The organism is Allobosea robiniae (genome assembly GCF_900102525.1).
In the GTDB taxonomy this organism is placed as follows: domain Bacteria; phylum Pseudomonadota; class Alphaproteobacteria; order Rhizobiales; family Beijerinckiaceae; genus Allobosea; species Allobosea robiniae.
The window spans coordinates 112,824-130,205 of sequence record NZ_FNBZ01000006.1 but is presented as its reverse complement, the minus strand read 5'-3'; the positions used below and the strand labels follow the sequence as shown (position 1 = coordinate 130,205).

Here is a 17,382-nt window from a genome sequence, read left to right as displayed (position 1 = left end):
CGCGCTCCTATTGCAGCCTGACATCGACGACGCCGGGCGCGGCGCGCACGGCATTGGCGATCTGCTGGTTGACCGGGAACTTGCCGGGCAATTCGATCTCGACCTCCTGCGCCCCGTCGTCGATGATCATCACGATCGAGACCTTGCCCTCGGCGCGCGTCGCCTCGCGCGGGCGGATGCGCTCGGCGACCGAGGCCACTGCCTTGTCGTCACGCAGATAGACGACGAGATCCTGCTTCTGGCGCGCGGCGAGGCCGTCGAGTTCCTCGGCATCCTCGATGCGCGGGCGCACCTCTTCGCCGTCGAGCACGGCGGACAGGCGCAGCACCAGCGCCCTGCCCGGCTCCAGCAGATCGCGCAGCTTCATCAGCCCTTCCGAGAACAGCACGGCCTCGAACTGGCCGCTCGGATCGGACAGGTTGACGATGCCCATCTTGGAGCCGGACTTGGTGCGCCGCTCCGACTTGTCGATGACCGAAACCGCGACCTTGCCGACGCCGGTGCCGTTGGCGCGCACCGTCTGGGCGAAATCGGCATAGCGCTGCACGCGCAGGCGCTTCAGCACATGCTCGTAATCGTCGAGCGGGTGGCCGGAGAGGAAGAAGCCGACCGCCTCATGCTCGCGCTTCAGCTTCTCGGCAGGCGCCCAGGGCTCGACCTGCGGGATGCGGAAGGCCTCCTGGACGACGCCGCCGCTCAAGAGATCGAACTGGCCGGCCGCCGCCTCGTCGCGGGTGCGGTTGGACAGCGCCAGCATACCGTCGAGTGCCGCGACCGCTCGGGCGCGATCCGCCTCCAGCTCGTCGAGCGCGCCCGCCGCGATCAGGGCCTCAAGCGTCCGGCGGTTGACCAGCCTCGTATCGATGCGGCGGGCGAGATCGGCGAGGTCGCGGAACGGGCCGGCGGCTTGCCGCGCCGCCACCAGCGATTCCACCGCCGCAGTGCCGACGCCCTTGATGGCGCCGAGCGCGTAGAAGATCTTGCCGTCGGCAACGTCGAACTCGACGCCGGACTGGTTGATCGCCGGCCGCTCGACCTTGATGCCGAGGCGCTCGGCATCCCGGCGGAATTCCGAGAGCTTGTCGGTGTTGCCCATGTCGAGCGTCATCGACGCGGCCAGGAACTCGACCGGATAATTCGCCTTGAGATAGGCGGTCTGGAAGGCGACGATGGCATAGGCCGCCGCGTGGCTCTTGTTGAAGCCGTAATCCGCGAACTTGGCGAGCAGGTCGAAGATCTCGGAGGCGACGTCCTTCTTGATGCCGCCGTCGATCGCGCCCTTCACGAAGCGGTCGCGCTGGGCGTCCATCTCCGCCTTGATCTTCTTGCCCATGGCGCGGCGCAGCAGGTCCGCCTCGCCGAGCGAATAGCCCGAGAGCGCCTGCGCCACCTGCATCACCTGTTCCTGGTAGACGATGATGCCGTGGGTCTCGCGCAGATAGGGCTCCATGCCGGGATGAAGATAGGTCGGGTCTTCCAGCCCGAGCTTGCGGCGGCAATAGGTCGGGATGTTGTCCATCGGACCCGGCCGGTAAAGCGCCACCAGCGCGATCAGGTCCTCGATCCGGTCGGCCTTCATCTCGACCAGCGCCTTGCGCATGCCGACCGATTCCACCTGGAACACGCCGACCGTCTCGCCTCGCGCCAGCATGGCGTAGGTCGTCGGATCATCGAAGGGCAGTTGCGCCAGATCGATATGGATGTCGCGCTGGGCGATCAGCTTCACCGCAGTGGTCAGCGTGGTCAGCGTCTTCAGGCCGAGGAAGTCGAACTTCACCAAGCCGGCCTGTTCGACCCATTTCATGTTGAACTGGGTGACGCGCATGCCGGTGCGCGAATCGACCGAGAGCGCGACGAGCTGTTCGAGCGGCCGATCGCCGATCACCACACCTGCGGCGTGAGTCGAAGCATGGCGGTGAAGCCCCTCCAGCTTCTGGCCAATTTCGAGCAGGCGCGCGACGATCGGCTCCTCCTCGGCCGCCTGCTGCAGCTTGGGCTCGCCCTCGATCGCATCCTTCAGCGAGATCGGCTTGGCCGGGTTCTGCGGCACGAGCTTGGTCAGCTTGTCGACCTGGCCATAGGGCATTTCGAGCACGCGGCCGACGTCGCGCAGCACGCCGCGGGCGAGCAGCGTACCGAAGGTGATGATCTGGGCGACGCGCTCCTGCCCGTAATGATGCTTCACATACTCGATCACCTCTTCACGCCGGTTCTGGCAGAAGTCGATGTCGAAGTCGGGCATCGAGACGCGGTCGGGATTGAGGAAGCGCTCGAAGAGCAGGCCGAAGCGCAGCGGGTCGACGTCGGTGATGGTCAGCGCATAGGCGACGAGCGAACCCGCACCCGAGCCACGGCCCGGCCCGACCGGAATGTCCTGGTTCTTCGCCCATTTGATGAAATCCGAGACGATCAGGAAGTAGCCCGGGAACTTCATCCTCGTGATGATCGAGAGTTCGAAATCGAGCCGCTTCTCGTAATCCTCGACGCTGAAGCCCTCGGCCGGGCCGTGCTTGGCGAGCCGTGCCGTGAGGCCGGCACGCGCCTGCTCCTGCAGCTCCTCGGCCTCGTCGCGGCCCTCCTCGCCGAAGCGCGGCAGGATCGGCTTGCGGGTGGTGACGCGCCAATGGCAGCGCATCGCGATCTCGACCGTGCTCGCCAGCGCCTCCGGCAGGTCGGCGAAGCGCTTCTTCATCTCGGCACGCGAGGCGAAATAATGCTCCGGCGTGACGCGGCGGCGCGTGCCGTCGGAAACGAGGCGCCCTTCCGCCACCGCCAGCAGCGCGTCATGCGCGTCGAAATCGGCAGGCTTGGCGAAGAAGGGCTCGTTGGTCGCGACAATCGGCAGATCGGCGTCGTAGGCGAGGCGCAGGAGATGGGCCTCCCGCGCCGCCTCGCCATCGCCGCCATGGCGCTGGATCTCGACATAGAGCCGGTCGCCATAGATTCCGGCGAGCGTCGCGAGGCGCGAAGCCGCCTGCGGGAGCTGGCCGAGACGCAAGGCAACGTCGATCGGCCCGCCCTGCCCGCCGGTCAGTGCGATCAGTCCCGTATTATAGGCGGCAAGACGCTCGACCGTGGTGATCGGCTGGCCGGAGCCGCCGGTCGCCAGCGCCGCTTCGCTGACGAGCTTCATCAGGTTGCCGTAACCGGCCTCGTCCATGGCGAGCAGGACGATATGCGGCAGGCGCTGCGGCTGCATCGGCTTGCGGCTGCCCTCGCCCTCATCAGCGAAATCGACCGAAAGCTGGACGCCGACGATGGGCTGCAGCCCCGAGCCCGCGAGCTTCTCGGAGAATTCGAGGCCGCCGAAGAGATTGTCGGTATCGGTCAGCGCCAGCGCCGGCTGGCCGTCGGCCACCGCCATCTTGGCCAGCGTCGCGATCGTCATCGCGCCTTCGAGCAGCGAGTAGCTCGAATGGACATGCAGGTGGACGAAGCCGATCTCCTGGAGAACGCGCGCCTCGCCAGCTTCCCTGCTCATGTCCCACTCCTGCCGCCGCAACCGGGCGACTCGTCGACCCTGATCCTGATGCGCCTCTTATGCGTTCTGGGTGGGGCCTGCGTCGAGACCTTGCGGGCCCGTCTGTGGATGGCTCCTGCCGTGCTCAGACATGCGGACCGGAGAGGATCGCAGCCCAGAGCCAGATCATGCCGAGGAAGACGCCGAGCGAGGCGATCTCGGCAAGGCCGGCGGCGAGTTTACGCGCTGCAGTCATGAGAACCTCCTGTGTTCTTGGTAGGTTCAGTTTAGTTCATGATTTGTTCTCGTCAATGTCGATAGGGAAACTGGCGGGTCGATCTCGGCGTGGAGGTTAATGAAACCCTACCGAGGGACCGAATCCGACATGGGGTCGGCCTTCATCTTCACTGCCCTGCGAATGTCGCACCCGTCATGGCCGGGCTTGTCCCGACCGTCGATGTCTTCGCTGGTCGAGGTCGCGTTCAAGACGTGGATGCGCGCCACAAGGACGAGCATGACGACGGCTGGATCGTTCCTGCCAGGACAACCCTTGTCGTTCCGGGGCGCCGCAGGCGTGAACCCGGAACCGACGACTGGCTGAGCGTTTCCAGTCGCCTACAGCTTGACGACCAGCCCATCGCGGATCGTGACCTGCCGGTCCATCTGGCGGGCGAGGTCGAGATTGTGCGTCGCGATCAGCGCCGCCAGTCCCGAAGCCCGCGCCAGCGCCATCAGCGTGCCGAAGACATGCTGCGCGGTCTGCGGGTCGAGGTTACCCGTGGGCTCGTCCGCCAGCAGCAGGCGCGGCCCGTTGGCAACGGCGCGGCCGATCGCGACACGCTGCTGCTCGCCGCCCGACAACTCGCCCGGCAGATGGTCGAGGCGCTCGCCGAGACCCAGGAAGGTCAGCAATTCGGTCGCCCGCTCCTCGGCGAGGCCGCGCGCCAATCCGCGGATGCGCTGCGGCAGCACGACATTCTCCAGCGCCGTGAACTCGGGCAGCAGATGGTGGAACTGGTAGACGAAGCCGATCTCGGTGCGGCGCAGCCGCGTGCGGCCCTTGTCGTCGAGCTTGGTGGTGGCGAGCCCGCCGACGAAGACCTCGCCGGCATCGGGCTTCTCCAAGAGGCCGGCGACATGCAGCAGCGTCGACTTGCCGGTGCCGCTCGGTGCGACCAGCGCGACGACCTCGCCCGGCCAGAGCGCGAAATCGGCCTTGCGCAGCACTTCGAGCGGCGCATCGCTCTGCGGATAATAGCGCTCGACCTGAGAGAGGAAGAGCGCGGGCATTTCCTGTGCCATCGCTTTAGCCCATCCTCAGCGCTTCGACGGGGTCAAGCCGGGCAGCCTTCCAGGCCGGATAGAGCGTCGCCAGCAGCGACAGGGTCAGCGCCATCAGCACGACGCTCGTCACCTCGCTCCAGTCTATGACCGAGGGGATGTCGCTGAGGAAGCGCACCGTCGGGTCCCAGAGATTGGCCCCGGTGATCCAGTTCAGCCCAGCCATGATCGACTTGATGTTCTTGGCGAAGACGATGCCGAGGCCTAAGCCCGCCAGCGTACCGACCACGCCGATCGTCGCCCCAGTGATCAGGAAGACGCGCAGCACCGTGCCGCGCGTGCAGCCCATGGTGCGCATGATCGCGATATCGGCGGTCTTGTCCTTCACCAGCATGATCAGGCCGGAGACGATGTTCAGCGCCGCGACCAGCACGATCAGCGTAAGGATGATGAACATCACGTTCCGCTCGACTTCGAGCGCATTGAAGAAGCTGCGATTGCGCTGGCGCCAGTCGGAGAGCACGAGCGGGCGCGGCGCATCGGCCTCGATCGCGTCGCGCACGGCCTGGGTCCGGTCGGGGTTGTCGACGAAGATCTCGATGACGTTCACGTCGCCGTCGCGGTTGAAATAGGCCTGCGCCTCGTTGAGCGGCATGTAGACGAAGGTGCCGTCGAACTCGGTCATGCCGATCTCGAAGATCGCCTTGACCGGATAGGCCTTGATGCGCGGGGCCGTACCGAAGGGCGTCGAGGCGCCCTGCGGGGAAACCAGGGTCATCATGTCGCCGGCCTGGATGCCCAGCGCATTGGCGAGGCGCCGGCCGATGGCGACGCCGGGCGTGCCGCCGTCGAAGCCGTCGAGCGTGCCGGACTTGATATTGCCGCCGATGAAGGGAATCGCCTTGATGTCGCTCTCGCGTATGCCGCGCACCAGCACGCCGTTGTTACCCGTCTGCGAGGAGGCGAGCGCCTGGCCCTCGACCAGCGGAATCGCGAGCTTGATACCGGGGATCTTGGCGAGCCTGGCCGCGACGCTGTCGTAATCGTCGAGCGGGCGGTCGATCGGCGTCGCGAAGATATGGCCGTTCACGCCGACGATCTTGCTGAGCAGCTCGATCCGGAAGCCGTTCATCACCGACATCACGATGATCAGCGTGGCGACGCCGAGCAGGATGCCGAGGAAGGAGAAGCCGGCAATGACCGAGACGAAGCCCTCACGGCGGCGCGTGCGCAGATAGCGCCCGGCGAGCAGCCATTCGAATCCGGCGAAAGGCTTTGTCCCGGTCGGAACCTCGGCGCTGTCGGCGACGGCGCTCATGCGGCAGCTCCCATCAGGTGCGTCTTCATGACGGTGTTCGCCGTCACGCCGCCCTGCCCTTGAAGCGGTCGAGCGCGGCTTCCAGCGAGACGAGCTCACGCTCGCCGCCAGCGCGGCGCTTGATCTCGACCTTGCCCTCGGCCAGCCCCTTCGGGCCGACGATGATCTGCCAGGGCACGCCGATCAGGTCGGCTGTGGCGAATTTTCCGCCCGGGCGCGTGTCCGTATCGTCGTAGAGCGCGTCATAACCCTTGCCGAGCAGCGTCTTGTAGAGCTGCTCGCAGGCACCGTCCGTCGCGGCGTCGCCGACCTTGAGGTTGATGACCGCGATGTCGAAGGGCGCGATCTCCTCCGGCCAGACGATACCGGCATCGTCATGCCCGGCCTCGATCAGCGCGGCGACGAGGCGGCTCGGCCCGATGCCGTAGGAGCCGCCATGCAGCAGCACGGGCTGGCCATCCGGCCCGGCAACGGTCGCGCCCATCGGCTCGGAATATTTCGTGCCGAAATAGAAGATATGGCCGACTTCGATGCCGCGCGCCGAGACGCGCTTGTCTTCCGGAACCGCCTCGAAGGCGGCCTTGTCATGCATTTCCTCGGTCGCGGCGTAGAGGCTCGTCCACTTGTCGAAGACGCCCTGCAGGCCGGCGACATCGTCGAAATCGGTGTCGGCGGCCGGCGTCTCGAAGTTCAGGTAGTCGCTGTGGCAGAAGACCTCGCTCTCGCCGGTCGAGGCGAGCACGATGAATTCATGGCTGAGGTCGCCGCCGATCGGGCCGGTATCGGCCTTCATTGGAATCGCCTTGACGCCCAGCCGCGTGAAGGTGCGCAGATAGGCGGTGAACATGCGGTTATAGGCGTGGCGCGCCGCATCCTTGTCGAGATCGAAGGAATAGGCGTCCTTCATCAGGAACTCGCGGCCGCGCATCACGCCGAAGCGCGGGCGGACCTCGTCGCGGAACTTCCACTGGATGTGGTAGAGATTGAGCGGCAGGTCCTTGTAGGACTTGACGTAGGAGCGGACGATCTCGGTGACCATCTCCTCGTTGGTCGGCCCGTACAGCATGTCGCGATCATGCCGGTCCTTGATGCGCAGCATCTCCTTGCCATAGGCCTCGTAGCGCCCACTCTCGCGCCAGAGATCGGCCGACTGGATGGTCGGCATCAGGATCTCGATGGCGCCCGAGCGATTCTGCTCCTCGCGAACGACGTTGCTGATCTTGTTCAGCACGCGCAGGCCCAGCGGCAGCCAGGAATAGATGCCCGCCGACTGCTGGCGGATCATGCCGGCACGCAGCATCAGCCGGTGCGAGACGATCTCGGCCTCCTTGGGCGTATCGCGCAGGAGGGGCAGGAAATAGCGGGAAAGACGCATCGGGAAACCTGTCGGAGGGCGTCGTGCAGGGCACTGCACGACGAGTCGCTTCATCTGAGAGACACCATCGCTCTCGACAAATTGCAAACCAAAATCAGCAGGAAGCGGCGGAAGATGGCGAAGTTATGTGCCTTTCGCCGAAGATCGTGCCGTCAGCTCTTGGCGAAGCGCGCCTTCAGCGCGGCCAGCACGGGCCCCGGCACGAAGGGCGAGACATCGCCGCCCATCGCCGCGATCTGGCGCACCAGCGTCGCGGTAATGTAGCGCACGTCGGGCGAGGCCGGCAGGAACACGGTCTGCACGTCCGGCGCCATGGTGCCGTTCATCCCCGCCATCTGCATCTCGTAGTCGAGGTCGCTGCCGTCGCGGAGGCCGCGGATGATGATCGAGGCCCCGGCCCGACGCGCCGCGTCGACGGCGAGATCGTCGAAGGTCACCACTTCGAGCGAAGCGCCTTTGGCTGCCAGCAACGGCCCGGCGACGGCGCGCAACAATTCGGCGCGGATATCGACTGAGAGCAGCGGCGTCTTGCCGGGGTGGACCCCGATCGCCAGGACGAGCCTGTCGCAGAGGCCGGCAGCGGCCGCGATGACGTCGGCATGGCCGTTGGTCACGGGATCGAAGGAGCCGGTGTAGAAAGCGATGCGTGCCATACGGCCAGCGTTAGCGGCTGGACCGGAGGACGACAAGTCTTCTCAGGGGCTTGGGGAGCCTCAGCTCAGCGGCACCAACGCGGCGAGCGCGGCGGCGCTGCCGATGATGATCGAGACGATGACCATGAGCGAGGCCGTAGCGGAGGCACGGCGGGAGCTGGCGTAGGACAGGCGGGTATCCATGAAGATAGCCTCGGCGAATCGCGGTTGACCCGGTTTCCCTTGGGTGATGCCCGGTGCGGGCGGCCCCAAGGCGAGATTTTGACGAAACGGTGACAACGGCCGCTTGTTCCGGCTTTCGATTGCCTTTTCGAGCGCGGCAAGCCTAAACGGGCGCGCCATGCTCACGATCAACGATATCACCTACCGCCTCGGCGAACGCCTGCTGCTCGACCATACCGGTGCCGCGATCCCGGATGGCGCGCGCGTCGGCTTCGTCGGCCGCAACGGCACCGGCAAGACCACGCTGTTCAAGATCATCACCGGCGATCTCGGCACCGAGAGCGGCACGATCAGCCTGCCGCGGGGCCGGCGTATCGGTGGCGTCGCGCAGGAAGCGCCGGGCGGCCCGGAGACGCTGATCGAGGTCGTGCTCGCGGCCGATACCGAGCGCTCGGCCCTGATGACGGAAGCGGAGACCGCGACCGATCCGCACCGCATCGCCGAGATCGGCACGCGGCTCGCCGATATCGGCGCGCACTCGGCCCCGGCGCGCGCCGCGATGGTGCTGCACGGGCTCGGCTTCGACGAGGAGGCGCAGCAGCGCCCCTGCTCCGATTTCTCGGGCGGCTGGCGCATGCGCGTCGCGCTCGCGGCCGTGCTGTTCTCCGAGCCCGACCTGCTGCTGCTCGACGAGCCGACCAACTATCTCGACCTCGAAGGCACGCTCTGGCTCTACGACTACCTCGAGCGCTATCCGCACACCGTGATCGTCATCAGCCACGATCGCGAACTGCTCGACACCTCGGTCGACCACATCATGCATCTCGACCAGGGCAAGCTCACGCTCTATCGCGGCGGCTATTCCTCCTTCGAGAAGCAGCGCGCCGAGAAGCAGATGCAGCTCGCCCGCGCCAAGGAGAAGCAGGACGCCGAACGCAAGCATCTCCAGTCCTTCGTCGACCGCTTCAAGGCCAAGGCGACCAAGGCCCGGCAGGCGCAGTCGCGCGTCAAGCGGCTGGAGAAGATGCAGACCATCGCCGCGATCGTCGACCGCGACGTGCAGCCCTTCTCCTTCCCCGGTCCGGAAAAGCCGCTCTCGCCGCCGATGATCGTGCTGGAGGATGCCGCCGCCGGTTATGGCGAGCGCAAGGTCTTGTCGCGGCTCAACCTCTCGCTCGCGCCCGACGACCGCATCGCGCTGCTCGGCTCGAACGGCAACGGCAAGTCGACCTTCTGCAAGCTGATCGGCGGCAGGCTCGACGCCATGTCCGGCGAGATGAAGAAGTCGAGCAAGCTGGAGACCGCCTATTTCGCCCAGCACCAGCTTGACGAATTGCGGATCGAGGACACGCCCGTCGGCCATCTGCGCGACCTGATGCCGGATGCGCCGGAGGCCAAGGTGCGCTCAAAGGCGGCGCAGATCGGCTTCCCCGCGAACAAGGCCGATACGCCGGTGAAGCTGCTCTCCGGCGGCGAGAAGGCACGCCTGATGCTGGGGCTCGCGACCTTCCACGGGCCGCATCTGCTGATCCTCGACGAGCCGACCAACCATCTCGACATCGACAGCCGCACGGCGCTGGTCACCGCGATCAACGACTATCCCGGCGCCGTCATCCTCGTCAGCCACGACCGCTTCCTGATCGAGGCCTGCGCCGACCGGCTTTGGCTCGTCGGTGGCGGGACGGTGAAGAATTTCGACGGCGACATGGACGATTACCGGACCTATGTGCTGGGCGCTGCCAAGGCCGAGAAGCGCGGCAAGCCGGCGCCGGAGGCCAACGCCAAACCCAAGGCCGACGAGCGCAAGGAAGCGGCGACGAAGCGGGCCGCGCAGGGGCCGCTCAGGCAAAAGCTCAACCTCGCCGAGGCGCGCATCGCCAAGCTGACCGGACTGATCGAGAAGGTCGATGCGGCGCTCGCCAACGGCGCCTTTGCCCGCGACCCCGACAAGGCGATCCAGATCTCGCGCCAGCGCGCCGAACTGTCGGAGGCGCTGGCGGCGGCGGAGGAGGAATGGCTGCTGCTCGGCGAGGAGCTGGAGAGCGCCTGAGGCGTCAGGTCTCCGGAATGCGGCGCAGCCGCGACCGGTGACCTACGGGCGCGGGACGCAAGCGCCGAGCCTCAGCATGGTGCCGGGCGGGCAGGTATGCGGGCCGGTGGGCTGCGAGATCGGCCGGACGGATTCGCAGCAGGCGCCGCGCACGACATAACCGCTCGGGCAGCCGCCGGACCTTTCCATGCGGTCCTTGCCGTCTCGCGTCGGCCGGCACGAACCTGCCGCGAACGCGTCATCGGCAGCCCCAAAGGCGACCGCGACCAACGCCGCAACGGTGGCAAATCTGATCATGGGCGGTGATCTCCGATGGCGGCGGTCGCCGGCGAATGGCGTCCTCGGCGGGAGCTGGCAACGGCCATCCTAGCTGGCCGGATCATACATGAACTCGCGCAGTTCCTGCGCGCAGCGACAGGCCCGCGCGAGCTTCGCCGCCCATTTCACCGCTTCCTCGCGCGTCGGCAGCTCCAGCACCGCGAAGCCGCCATTGAGGCGGCTGCCCGGATAAATCCGATCGGACACCGATCCATCGGCGGAGACGAGCACGGGGGCGACCGGCTCGTTGATCCCGCCGCCGAAGACATAAACGCCGGCCGCCTTGGCCTCCTCGATCACCGCATGGGAGTCGACGGAGGCGGCGTTCAGCTCCTCGTCCGTGAGCACCATCGCCTCGCTCGGAAAGGAGATGAGATATTTCGTCATGCCGCGATGATGCGTTGCAGATTGGGCGAAAACAAGCGGATGGGTCGCCCGATCGCCTCGTGGCCGCCGCGACAGTAGACTATGCTGTCGACTCGGATGGCCGCTCCACCTGGCAATGAAAGACAATTCCGCCGATGAAATCGCGAGCAGCTCATGCGCTGATCGGTCTGGCTACGCTGGTCGTGCTCGCTGTGCTGTTCGGGCTCGGTTATTGGTTCAGCCGGGGGCAAGGGGACACCATCGACGTCAAGGTCGTCTTCAACGGCAAGGTCTCCGGCCTCGGCCGTGGCTCCAGCGTGCTGTTCAACGGCCTGCGGATCGGCGAGGTCAAGGAACTCGAGATCGAGCCGAGTGATCCGCGCCAGATCTACGCCATCCTGAAGATCAGCCAGTCCGCTCCGCTGCGCGTCGATACGATCGCCCGCCTCGAAGGCCAGGGCCTGGCCGGCATCGTCGCGGTGCAGCTTCGCGGAGGCAGCCCCGCCGCAGCTCCGTTGATCGCCGGGCCGGGGCAGGCTCTTCCGACGATCATCGCGGAATCCTCCGAAAGCATCTTCGAAAAGGTCGGATCCATCGCGAAGGGCATCGACGAATCCCTCGTCGGTATCGATGCGGCAATCCAGGCCAATGCAGGGCCGGTAAACGAAAAGATCAAATACCTGGAGAACCTGTCCGCCACGCTCGATGGCAGCTCTCCAAAAGTGGCGGAATTCATGACGAGCGTCAGCTCGGTTGCCGATTTCATCGCACCGCTTCCCGATAAACTGAAAACTTTCAGTGAGGGCTTCATCGAGAATCTGCGATCTGCCGACACAAATCGGATTGCTTCAGCCATCGACGATGCCGATCGCCTTGCCACGAAACTGAGCGCCGCCGCTCCCGACATCGGCAAGACGGCGCGGAGCGTCGCCTCGATGAGCGAAAAGCTCAACAGGGCCGCCGATCAGGTCGATGGCGTGCTGAAAGGCGCGCAAGCCTTCTTGACTGGTGCCGGGAGAGAAAACGGGGGAAGCGTCTTCGAAGACGTTGCCGAGGCGGCGAAATCCCTGCGCACGCTCGCCGACAATCTGGATCGGAGCTCGGCGGCGGTGGCGGCGAAGATCATCCAGTTCACGGGAAGCGGGCTGCAGAAGGTCGAAACATTCACCTCGGACGGCAGCCGCGCCCTCTCCGGCTTCGACCGTACGCTGCGCAATGTGAATCGAGACCCGCAAGGGCTGATTTTCGGGAGCAAGAACCGCATCCCGCAATATAACGGCTCGCGATAGAACAGGCGCCTGTCCGGAGAAGCCCGATGCCCGTCACGACGATCCTCTGGCAAATCCCATTGGCTCTGGCCGGATGTTTCGGTGGAGCGTATCTCGGCCAGGAGATTCTCGGCGGCGGCGCGATCGGCTGGTCGGTCACTAGCGCGATCGTCGCGCTCTGCTGCGCCCCGCTTTTCAGGTCGCTGATGGCCCACCGAGCCCGGCGCCAAAGCCGCTAGCGTGAAGACGCGACCGCCCCCGGATCCCCCTGCCCGGGCTTGACGATCCGGCTCAGGCGGTTGTCGGTGAACATGTAGATCTCGCGGCCGCCGGGCTCGGAATAGAGCACCTGGACCTCGCGCTGGCCCTTGCCGCTTTCGCCGACCAGCACGTCGGTCGGGCGCCCGCCCTTCAGCTTCACCAGTTCGCATTCGGTGATGCCGGGCGCGATCTCCTTCGGCAGCGGCCGGGTCGAAGGGTCGAGCGAGGCGCCGACGCTGCATTCGCCTTCCGGCGTCAGGACCGGCTCCTGCGTCGAGATGCCGGCGCTGCCGGAGGTCGTCGTCGTCGTGGTGACGCCGCCCTTCGTCTCCGACTGGAAGGCGAAACCGCCCATATCGACCGAGCAGCCGGCAAGGGCGGCGGTGCAGAGCAACAGAACAGGCAGTCTCACGCTTTCTTCTCCCAACGGCCGGCATCGTCCTGCTGCCAGTAGCTGGCGGCATGGCCCGAGGCCCTGGCCTTCTTCCAATCCTCGCGGGCGGCAGCAAGCGCCTCGGGATCGTCACCATCGAATATCAGGACGACGCGCTCGTAGTCCTGCATTGCGTCGGGAATGCGGACCCCGTCGGCGCAGACCCGGACCTGAGCGGCATTCGGGTTATGCGCCTGCGTCGTCAGCACGATCGGATTGCTCGCCGCATCGGCCTCCAGTGCCGTGACATGCGGCAGGAAGCTTTCATCAGCATAGGTCCAGAGGTGGTCGTCGAGCACGCTCAGCCGCTCCTGGCCGCCGACCTCGACGACAACCTTCTGGCCGCGCGACAAGGCGCGGTCGAGGATCGTCGGCAGGACCTGCTCCAGCGGGCGGGACTGCAGATGGAAGAACAGGATCTCGGCCATTGAAGCCTTATATCCTAAAGGGTTGCCGGCATTTCCGCAGAAAGCGAATCAGCCTTCGTAATGGTCGGCGACCAGCCGGTCGAGCAGGCGCACGCCCCAGCCTGGCCCCCACGACCGGTTGATCTCGGAATTCGCGGCGGCCATTCCGGTTCCCGCGATGTCGAGATGCGCCCAGGGCGTATCGTCGACATGGCGCTGCAGGAACTGCGCCGCGGTGATCGAGCCGCCATAACGACCGGCCGAGTTCTTCATGTCGGCGAATTTCGAATCGATCATCTTGTCGTAGGCCTTGCCGAGCGGCATGCGCCAGACCGTCTCGCCGGTGGCGATGCCGGCCGCCGTCAGGCGGGCGGAGAGTTCGTCGTCGTTGCTGAACAGGCCGGCATTCTCCTGCGCCAGTGCGACGAGAATAGCGCCGGTCAACGTCGCCAGATTGATCATGAAGCGCGGCTCGAAGCGCTCCTGCGTGTACCAGAGCACATCCGCCAGAACGAGGCGGCCTTCCGCATCGGTATTGATGATCTCGATGGTCTGGCCGGAGAGCGAAGTCACGATATCACCGGGGCGCTGGGCGTTGCCGTCAGGCATGTTCTCGACGAGGCCGATGACGCCGATCGCGTTGACCTTGGCCTTGCGGCCGGCCAGCGCCTGCATCAGGCCGACGACGCAGGCCGCGCCCGCCATGTCGCCCTTCATGTCCTCCATGCCGGCGCCCGGCTTCAGCGAGATGCCGCCGGTGTCGAAGGTCACGCCCTTGCCGACGAAGGCGACCGGCTGCGCATCCTTCTTCGCACCGTTCCAGCGCATGACGACGACGCGGCTTTCGCGGCGCGAGCCCTGGCCGACGCCGAGCAGAGCGCGCATGCCGATCTTCTTCAGCGCCTTCTCGTCGAGGATCTCGATCTCGACGCCCAGCTTCTCGAGCTTGGCGGCACGGTCGGCGAACTCTTCCGGATAAAGAACGTTCGGCGGCTCGTTGACGAGGTCACGCGCCTGGATCACGCCGGCAGCGATGGCGTCAGTCGTCTTCAGAGCCTTTTTCAATGGCGAGGGATCGGCGGCGCGCAGCGTGACCGTCAGCGGCTCGGCCTCATCCTTGTCCTTGCTCTTGGTCTTGTAGCGGTCGAAGGCATAGGCCCGCAGCCGCAGGCCGAGCGCGATATCGGCGGCCTGCTTCGCCCCGAGCGCGCCTTCAGGCAACGCGAGAATGATTTCGGCGCTGCGGCCGGCGCCGAGCCGGCCGGCGATGACGCCGCCCAGCTTGACGAAATCCAGCTTGGTGCGCTCGTCCTCAGGCCCGACGCCGACGACGATCAGGCGCTCATAGGAGGCACCTTCCGGCGAGGGCAGCGTCAGGCCGGCCAGGGCCTTGCCCTTGAAACGCTCGGCGGCGGCGGCCCGGGTCAGCAGCGCCTGCGCGCCCTCACCCGCCCATTCCTGCGCCGCGTCGGGGACGGCAAGCCGGTCCGAGACGAGGATGACCAGATCCTGCCCTTCGATGGCATCCAGGGCTTTGATCTCGAGCTTCAGGCGCTGCGACATGATCCGCTCACAATCTTGCGAAAATGACAGGGGAAGGACAATTGACGGCAGAGGGCAAACGATTCCCGTTTGCGCCATGGTCGCGCCTATACCATAGGGTGTGTCCGACGAACCACCTCGGGGAGCGCCTTGCTCTCCTTCTCCGGAAACGACGCGTGCTTCTCAACCGCCTCGATCGCTACATCCTGAAGATCGCGGCGGTGGCGGCGATCGTGCTCCTGCTCGGCCTGACCGGCGTGATCTGGGTCACGCAGGCCCTGCGCGAGGTCGATCTCATCACCGGCAAGGGCCAGACGGTCCTGATCTTCCTGACCGTGACGCTGCTTTCGCTGCCGGCCCTGCTCGCCGGCATCGCGCCGGTCGCGCTGTTCATGTCGACGCTCTACACGCTGAACCGGCTCAACGGCGATTCCGAGCTGATCGTGATGAACGCCGCGGGCGTCGCGCCACAGCGCATCACGCGGCCCTTCATCGTGCTGACGATCGCGACCTCGCTGATCGTCGCCTGGATGACGATCTCGGTGATGCCGGCGAGCTTCCGCATGCTGCGCGACCTGATCACGCTGATCCGCGCCGATTTCGTCGCCAACGTGGTCAAGGAAGGCCAGTTCGTCTCGCTCGATTCCGGTGTGACCTTCCATTATCGCGAGAAGGCCGGCGACTCCCTGGTCGGCATCTTCATGCAGGATCGCCGCGACCCGTCGCAGCCCTCGATCTATCTCGCCGAGCGCGGCCGAACGGTCGAGGCCGAGGGCCAGAGCTTCCTGATGCTGGAAAAGGGCACGATCCAGCGCGAGGCCAAGAACACCAGCACGACCTCGATCATCTCGTTCGAGCGCTATGCCCTGAACCTGTCGGCGCTCACAGGCGACGCCAGCGGCGGCCCCGGCGAGGGCGACGGCGACAAGGTGATCTACAAGCCGCGCGAGCGCTCGACCTGGGAGCTGCTCCGGCAGGACACCAACGAAGCCTATTACAAGATCCAGGAAGGCCGCTTCCGGGCCGAGCTGCACAACCGGCTCTCGTCGCCGCTCTATCCCCTCGCCTTCATGCTGATCGCCTTTGCCGCCATCGGCGAGGCGCGCACCACCCGCCAGGGCCGCGCGCTGGCGATCCAGTCGGCGATCATGATCGTCGGAGCGACCCGCATCGCGGCCTATGCGGCCTGGACCGCGAGCGTGCGCTCGCCCTTTGCTGCCGCGCTGCTCTACATCCTGCCGATCCTCGCCATCATCCTGGCGACAGGCTTCATCTTCTACGGCGCACGGATCCAGCCGATACTGGCCCGTCTCGTCGCTCCCCTCACCACGCCGCTGGTCAATCTCGCGGCCCGTTTCCGGCGCGCCTGATGCTGCTGTTCACGACCTTCGGCCGCTATCTGACCAGGCGCTTCGCGCGCGCCATCGTCGGCGTCTTCAGCACGTTCTTCTTCCTGATCGGGACGCTCGATTTCGTCGAGCTGATGCGACGCGCCGGCGATTCCCCGATCGCGACGACGCCGCGCATCGTCCAGCTCGCGCTGTTCCGGGCTCCGGCCGTCGCCGAGCAGATCTTCCCCTTCGCCGCGCTGTTCGGCGGCATGTTCGCGCTGCTGACGCTGAGCCGGAAGCTCGAGCTCGTCGTCGCCCGCTCGGTCGGCGTCTCGGCCTGGCAGTTCCTGCAGCCGGCCGCGGCGGTCGCAGGGGTCCTCGGGCTGATCTCGATCATGATCTACAATCCCGTCGCGGCCGAGCTGAAGCGCAAGGCCACGGCGCTCGAGACGCGCCTGTTCGTCCGCTCCGGAGGCAAATCCGCCCTCTCCAAGGAAATCTGGCTGCGGCAGCGCAGCGTCGACGGCCAGGCGATCATCCGCGCCGCGGGCGCCCTGCCCGACGAGGACGGATTGTCGCAGGTCGCGTTCTTCATCTTCAATCCGAACGGCAGCTTCAAGGAGCGAATCGACGCCCGGCAGGCCCTGCTGCGCCCGGGGCACTGGGAGCTCGCCGACGCACGCACGACCTCCGCCACGGAAGAGCCACAGAGCTATAAGAGCTACGTGCTCGCCACGACGCTGGAGCCGGAACAGATGCGCCAGAGCTTCACCCCACCCGACGCGGTGGGCTTCTGGTCGATGCCGGCCGTGATCGACCGGACGCAGCGCGCCGGTCTCGACACGACCCCCTATGAGCTGCGTTATCAGTCGCTTATGGCGCGTCCGCTGCTGCTGATCGCGATGGTGCTCGTGGCCGCTTCGGTTTCCTTAAGATTTTTCAGGTTTGGTGGTGTGACCAGACTGGTGATAGGTGGCGTCGCTGCGGGGTTCGTGCTCTATGTGGCGACACAACTGTCGGAGGAACTCGGATCGTCGGGAATCGTCAATCCGATCGTCGCGGCGTGGTTGCCTGCAGCATTGGGGGCAATGCTGGGAGCACTCGCCCTCCTCCATCAGGAAGATGGGTGAAACGTACTGTGCCTATGGTTAATTTCG

At 66.1% G+C, this 17,382-nt stretch carries 16 protein-coding genes; 5 read left to right on the top strand and 11 right to left on the bottom strand.

The window, feature by feature from the left end; genetic code table 11:
• Positions 1-7: 7 nt before the first annotated feature.
• The 6 genes from dnaE to BLQ70_RS25410 form a co-directional block, all read right to left on the bottom strand.
• Complete coding sequence (gene dnaE, locus BLQ70_RS17360; protein ID WP_091859117.1) at positions 8-3,481, bottom strand: DNA polymerase III subunit alpha; 3,474 nt, start codon at positions 3,479-3,481, stop codon at positions 8-10.
• Between the two features lie 594 nt (positions 3,482-4,075).
• A complete protein-coding gene (locus tag BLQ70_RS17355; RefSeq protein ID WP_091859114.1) occupies positions 4,076-4,762 on the bottom strand; it encodes an ABC transporter ATP-binding protein in 687 nt (228 codons plus the stop codon).
• Positions 4,763-4,766: 4 nt separating this feature from the next.
• Complete coding sequence (locus BLQ70_RS17350; protein WP_061968081.1) at positions 4,767-6,059, bottom strand: lipoprotein-releasing ABC transporter permease subunit; 1,293 nt, start codon at positions 6,057-6,059, stop codon at positions 4,767-4,769.
• A 43-nt stretch (positions 6,060-6,102) separates the two neighbouring features.
• Complete coding sequence (gene proS, locus BLQ70_RS17345; RefSeq protein WP_091859111.1) at positions 6,103-7,434, bottom strand: proline--tRNA ligase; 1,332 nt, start codon at positions 7,432-7,434, stop codon at positions 6,103-6,105.
• A gap of 152 nt (positions 7,435-7,586) precedes the next feature.
• Positions 7,587-8,087 (bottom strand): pantetheine-phosphate adenylyltransferase, encoded by a 501-nt coding sequence (coaD, locus tag BLQ70_RS17340; RefSeq protein WP_091859108.1) that lies wholly within the window; start codon positions 8,085-8,087, stop codon positions 7,587-7,589.
• 60 nt (positions 8,088-8,147) lie between these two features.
• Complete coding sequence (locus BLQ70_RS25410; RefSeq protein WP_139163576.1) at positions 8,148-8,441, bottom strand: hypothetical protein; 294 nt, start codon at positions 8,439-8,441, stop codon at positions 8,148-8,150.
• Here BLQ70_RS25410 and BLQ70_RS17335 point away from each other — a divergent pair.
• Positions 8,428-10,299, top strand: coding sequence for an ABC-F family ATP-binding cassette domain-containing protein (locus BLQ70_RS17335; protein ID WP_091859105.1), 1,872 nt, complete (start codon positions 8,428-8,430; stop codon positions 10,297-10,299). The two genes, BLQ70_RS25410 and BLQ70_RS17335, sit on opposite strands and share 14 nt — an antisense overlap.
• 42 nt (positions 10,300-10,341) lie before the next feature.
• On the opposite strand, the gene BLQ70_RS17330 is transcribed toward BLQ70_RS17335, so the two are convergent.
• A complete protein-coding gene (locus BLQ70_RS17330) occupies positions 10,342-10,596 on the bottom strand; it encodes a hypothetical protein (protein WP_061968089.1) in 255 nt (84 codons plus the stop codon).
• Positions 10,597-10,665: 69 nt separating this feature from the next.
• The gene (locus tag BLQ70_RS17325) at positions 10,666-11,004 is read right to left on the bottom strand and encodes a YciI family protein (RefSeq protein ID WP_091859102.1); all 339 of its coding nucleotides are present in this window, start codon (positions 11,002-11,004) and stop codon (positions 10,666-10,668) included.
• A gap of 134 nt (positions 11,005-11,138) precedes the next feature.
• On the opposite strand from BLQ70_RS17325, the gene BLQ70_RS17320 reads away from it, so the two are divergent.
• Both BLQ70_RS17320 and BLQ70_RS17315 read left to right on the top strand, forming a co-directional pair.
• The gene (locus BLQ70_RS17320; RefSeq protein WP_091859099.1) at positions 11,139-12,272 is read left to right on the top strand and encodes an MlaD family protein; all 1,134 of its coding nucleotides are present in this window, start codon (positions 11,139-11,141) and stop codon (positions 12,270-12,272) included.
• A 26-nt stretch (positions 12,273-12,298) separates the two neighbouring features.
• Positions 12,299-12,490: a hypothetical protein gene (locus BLQ70_RS17315; protein WP_091859097.1), complete on the top strand. Its 192-nt coding sequence runs from the start codon at positions 12,299-12,301 to the stop codon at positions 12,488-12,490.
• On the opposite strand, the gene BLQ70_RS17310 is transcribed toward BLQ70_RS17315, so the two are convergent.
• Genes BLQ70_RS17310 through BLQ70_RS17300 form a run of 3 tightly spaced genes read right to left on the bottom strand, consistent with a single transcriptional unit; the run spans position 12,487 to position 14,915 of the window.
• Positions 12,487-12,924: a hypothetical protein gene (locus tag BLQ70_RS17310; protein ID WP_091859094.1), complete on the bottom strand. Its 438-nt coding sequence runs from the start codon at positions 12,922-12,924 to the stop codon at positions 12,487-12,489. The genes BLQ70_RS17315 and BLQ70_RS17310 overlap by 4 nt on opposite strands.
• Complete coding sequence (locus BLQ70_RS17305; protein ID WP_091859091.1) at positions 12,921-13,373, bottom strand: DNA polymerase III subunit chi; 453 nt, start codon at positions 13,371-13,373, stop codon at positions 12,921-12,923. Before BLQ70_RS17305 ends, BLQ70_RS17310 begins: the two co-directional genes overlap by 4 nt.
• A gap of 48 nt (positions 13,374-13,421) precedes the next feature.
• Positions 13,422-14,915, bottom strand: coding sequence for a leucyl aminopeptidase (locus BLQ70_RS17300; protein ID WP_091859088.1), 1,494 nt, complete (start codon positions 14,913-14,915; stop codon positions 13,422-13,424).
• Positions 14,916-15,070: 155 nt separating this feature from the next.
• Here BLQ70_RS17300 and lptF point away from each other — a divergent pair, with 155 nt between their 5' ends.
• Together lptF and lptG are read left to right on the top strand one after the other, a co-directional pair.
• Positions 15,071-16,264, top strand: a complete 1,194-nt coding sequence (gene lptF, locus BLQ70_RS17295; RefSeq protein WP_061968101.1) for an LPS export ABC transporter permease LptF — start codon at positions 15,071-15,073, stop codon at positions 16,262-16,264.
• Positions 16,264-17,355, top strand: coding sequence for an LPS export ABC transporter permease LptG (gene lptG / locus BLQ70_RS17290; protein WP_061968103.1), 1,092 nt, complete (start codon positions 16,264-16,266; stop codon positions 17,353-17,355). Before lptF ends, lptG begins: the two co-directional genes overlap by 1 nt.
• Positions 17,356-17,382: the final 27 nt, after the last annotated feature.

Coding starts and splice junctions, on each gene's coding strand:
- dnaE (WP_091859117.1), bottom strand. CDS start 3,481: ATGAGCAGGGAAGCTGGCGAGGCGCGCGTTCTCCAGGAGATCGGCTTC.
- BLQ70_RS17355 (WP_091859114.1), bottom strand. CDS start 4,762: ATGGCACAGGAAATGCCCGCGCTCTTCCTCTCTCAGGTCGAGCGCTAT.
- BLQ70_RS17350 (WP_061968081.1), bottom strand. CDS start 6,059: ATGAGCGCCGTCGCCGACAGCGCCGAGGTTCCGACCGGGACAAAGCCT.
- proS (WP_091859111.1), bottom strand. CDS start 7,434: ATGCGTCTTTCCCGCTATTTCCTGCCCCTCCTGCGCGATACGCCCAAG.
- coaD (WP_091859108.1), bottom strand. CDS start 8,087: ATGGCACGCATCGCTTTCTACACCGGCTCCTTCGATCCCGTGACCAAC.
- BLQ70_RS17335 (WP_091859105.1), top strand. CDS start 8,428: ATGCTCACGATCAACGATATCACCTACCGCCTCGGCGAACGCCTGCTG.
- BLQ70_RS17330 (WP_061968089.1), bottom strand. CDS start 10,596: ATGATCAGATTTGCCACCGTTGCGGCGTTGGTCGCGGTCGCCTTTGGG.
- BLQ70_RS17325 (WP_091859102.1), bottom strand. CDS start 11,004: ATGACGAAATATCTCATCTCCTTTCCGAGCGAGGCGATGGTGCTCACG.
- BLQ70_RS17320 (WP_091859099.1), top strand. CDS start 11,139: ATGAAATCGCGAGCAGCTCATGCGCTGATCGGTCTGGCTACGCTGGTC.
- BLQ70_RS17315 (WP_091859097.1), top strand. CDS start 12,299: ATGCCCGTCACGACGATCCTCTGGCAAATCCCATTGGCTCTGGCCGGA.
- BLQ70_RS17305 (WP_091859091.1), bottom strand. CDS start 13,373: ATGGCCGAGATCCTGTTCTTCCATCTGCAGTCCCGCCCGCTGGAGCAG.
- BLQ70_RS17300 (WP_091859088.1), bottom strand. CDS start 14,915: ATGTCGCAGCGCCTGAAGCTCGAGATCAAAGCCCTGGATGCCATCGAA.
- lptG (WP_061968103.1), top strand. CDS start 16,264: ATGCTGCTGTTCACGACCTTCGGCCGCTATCTGACCAGGCGCTTCGCG.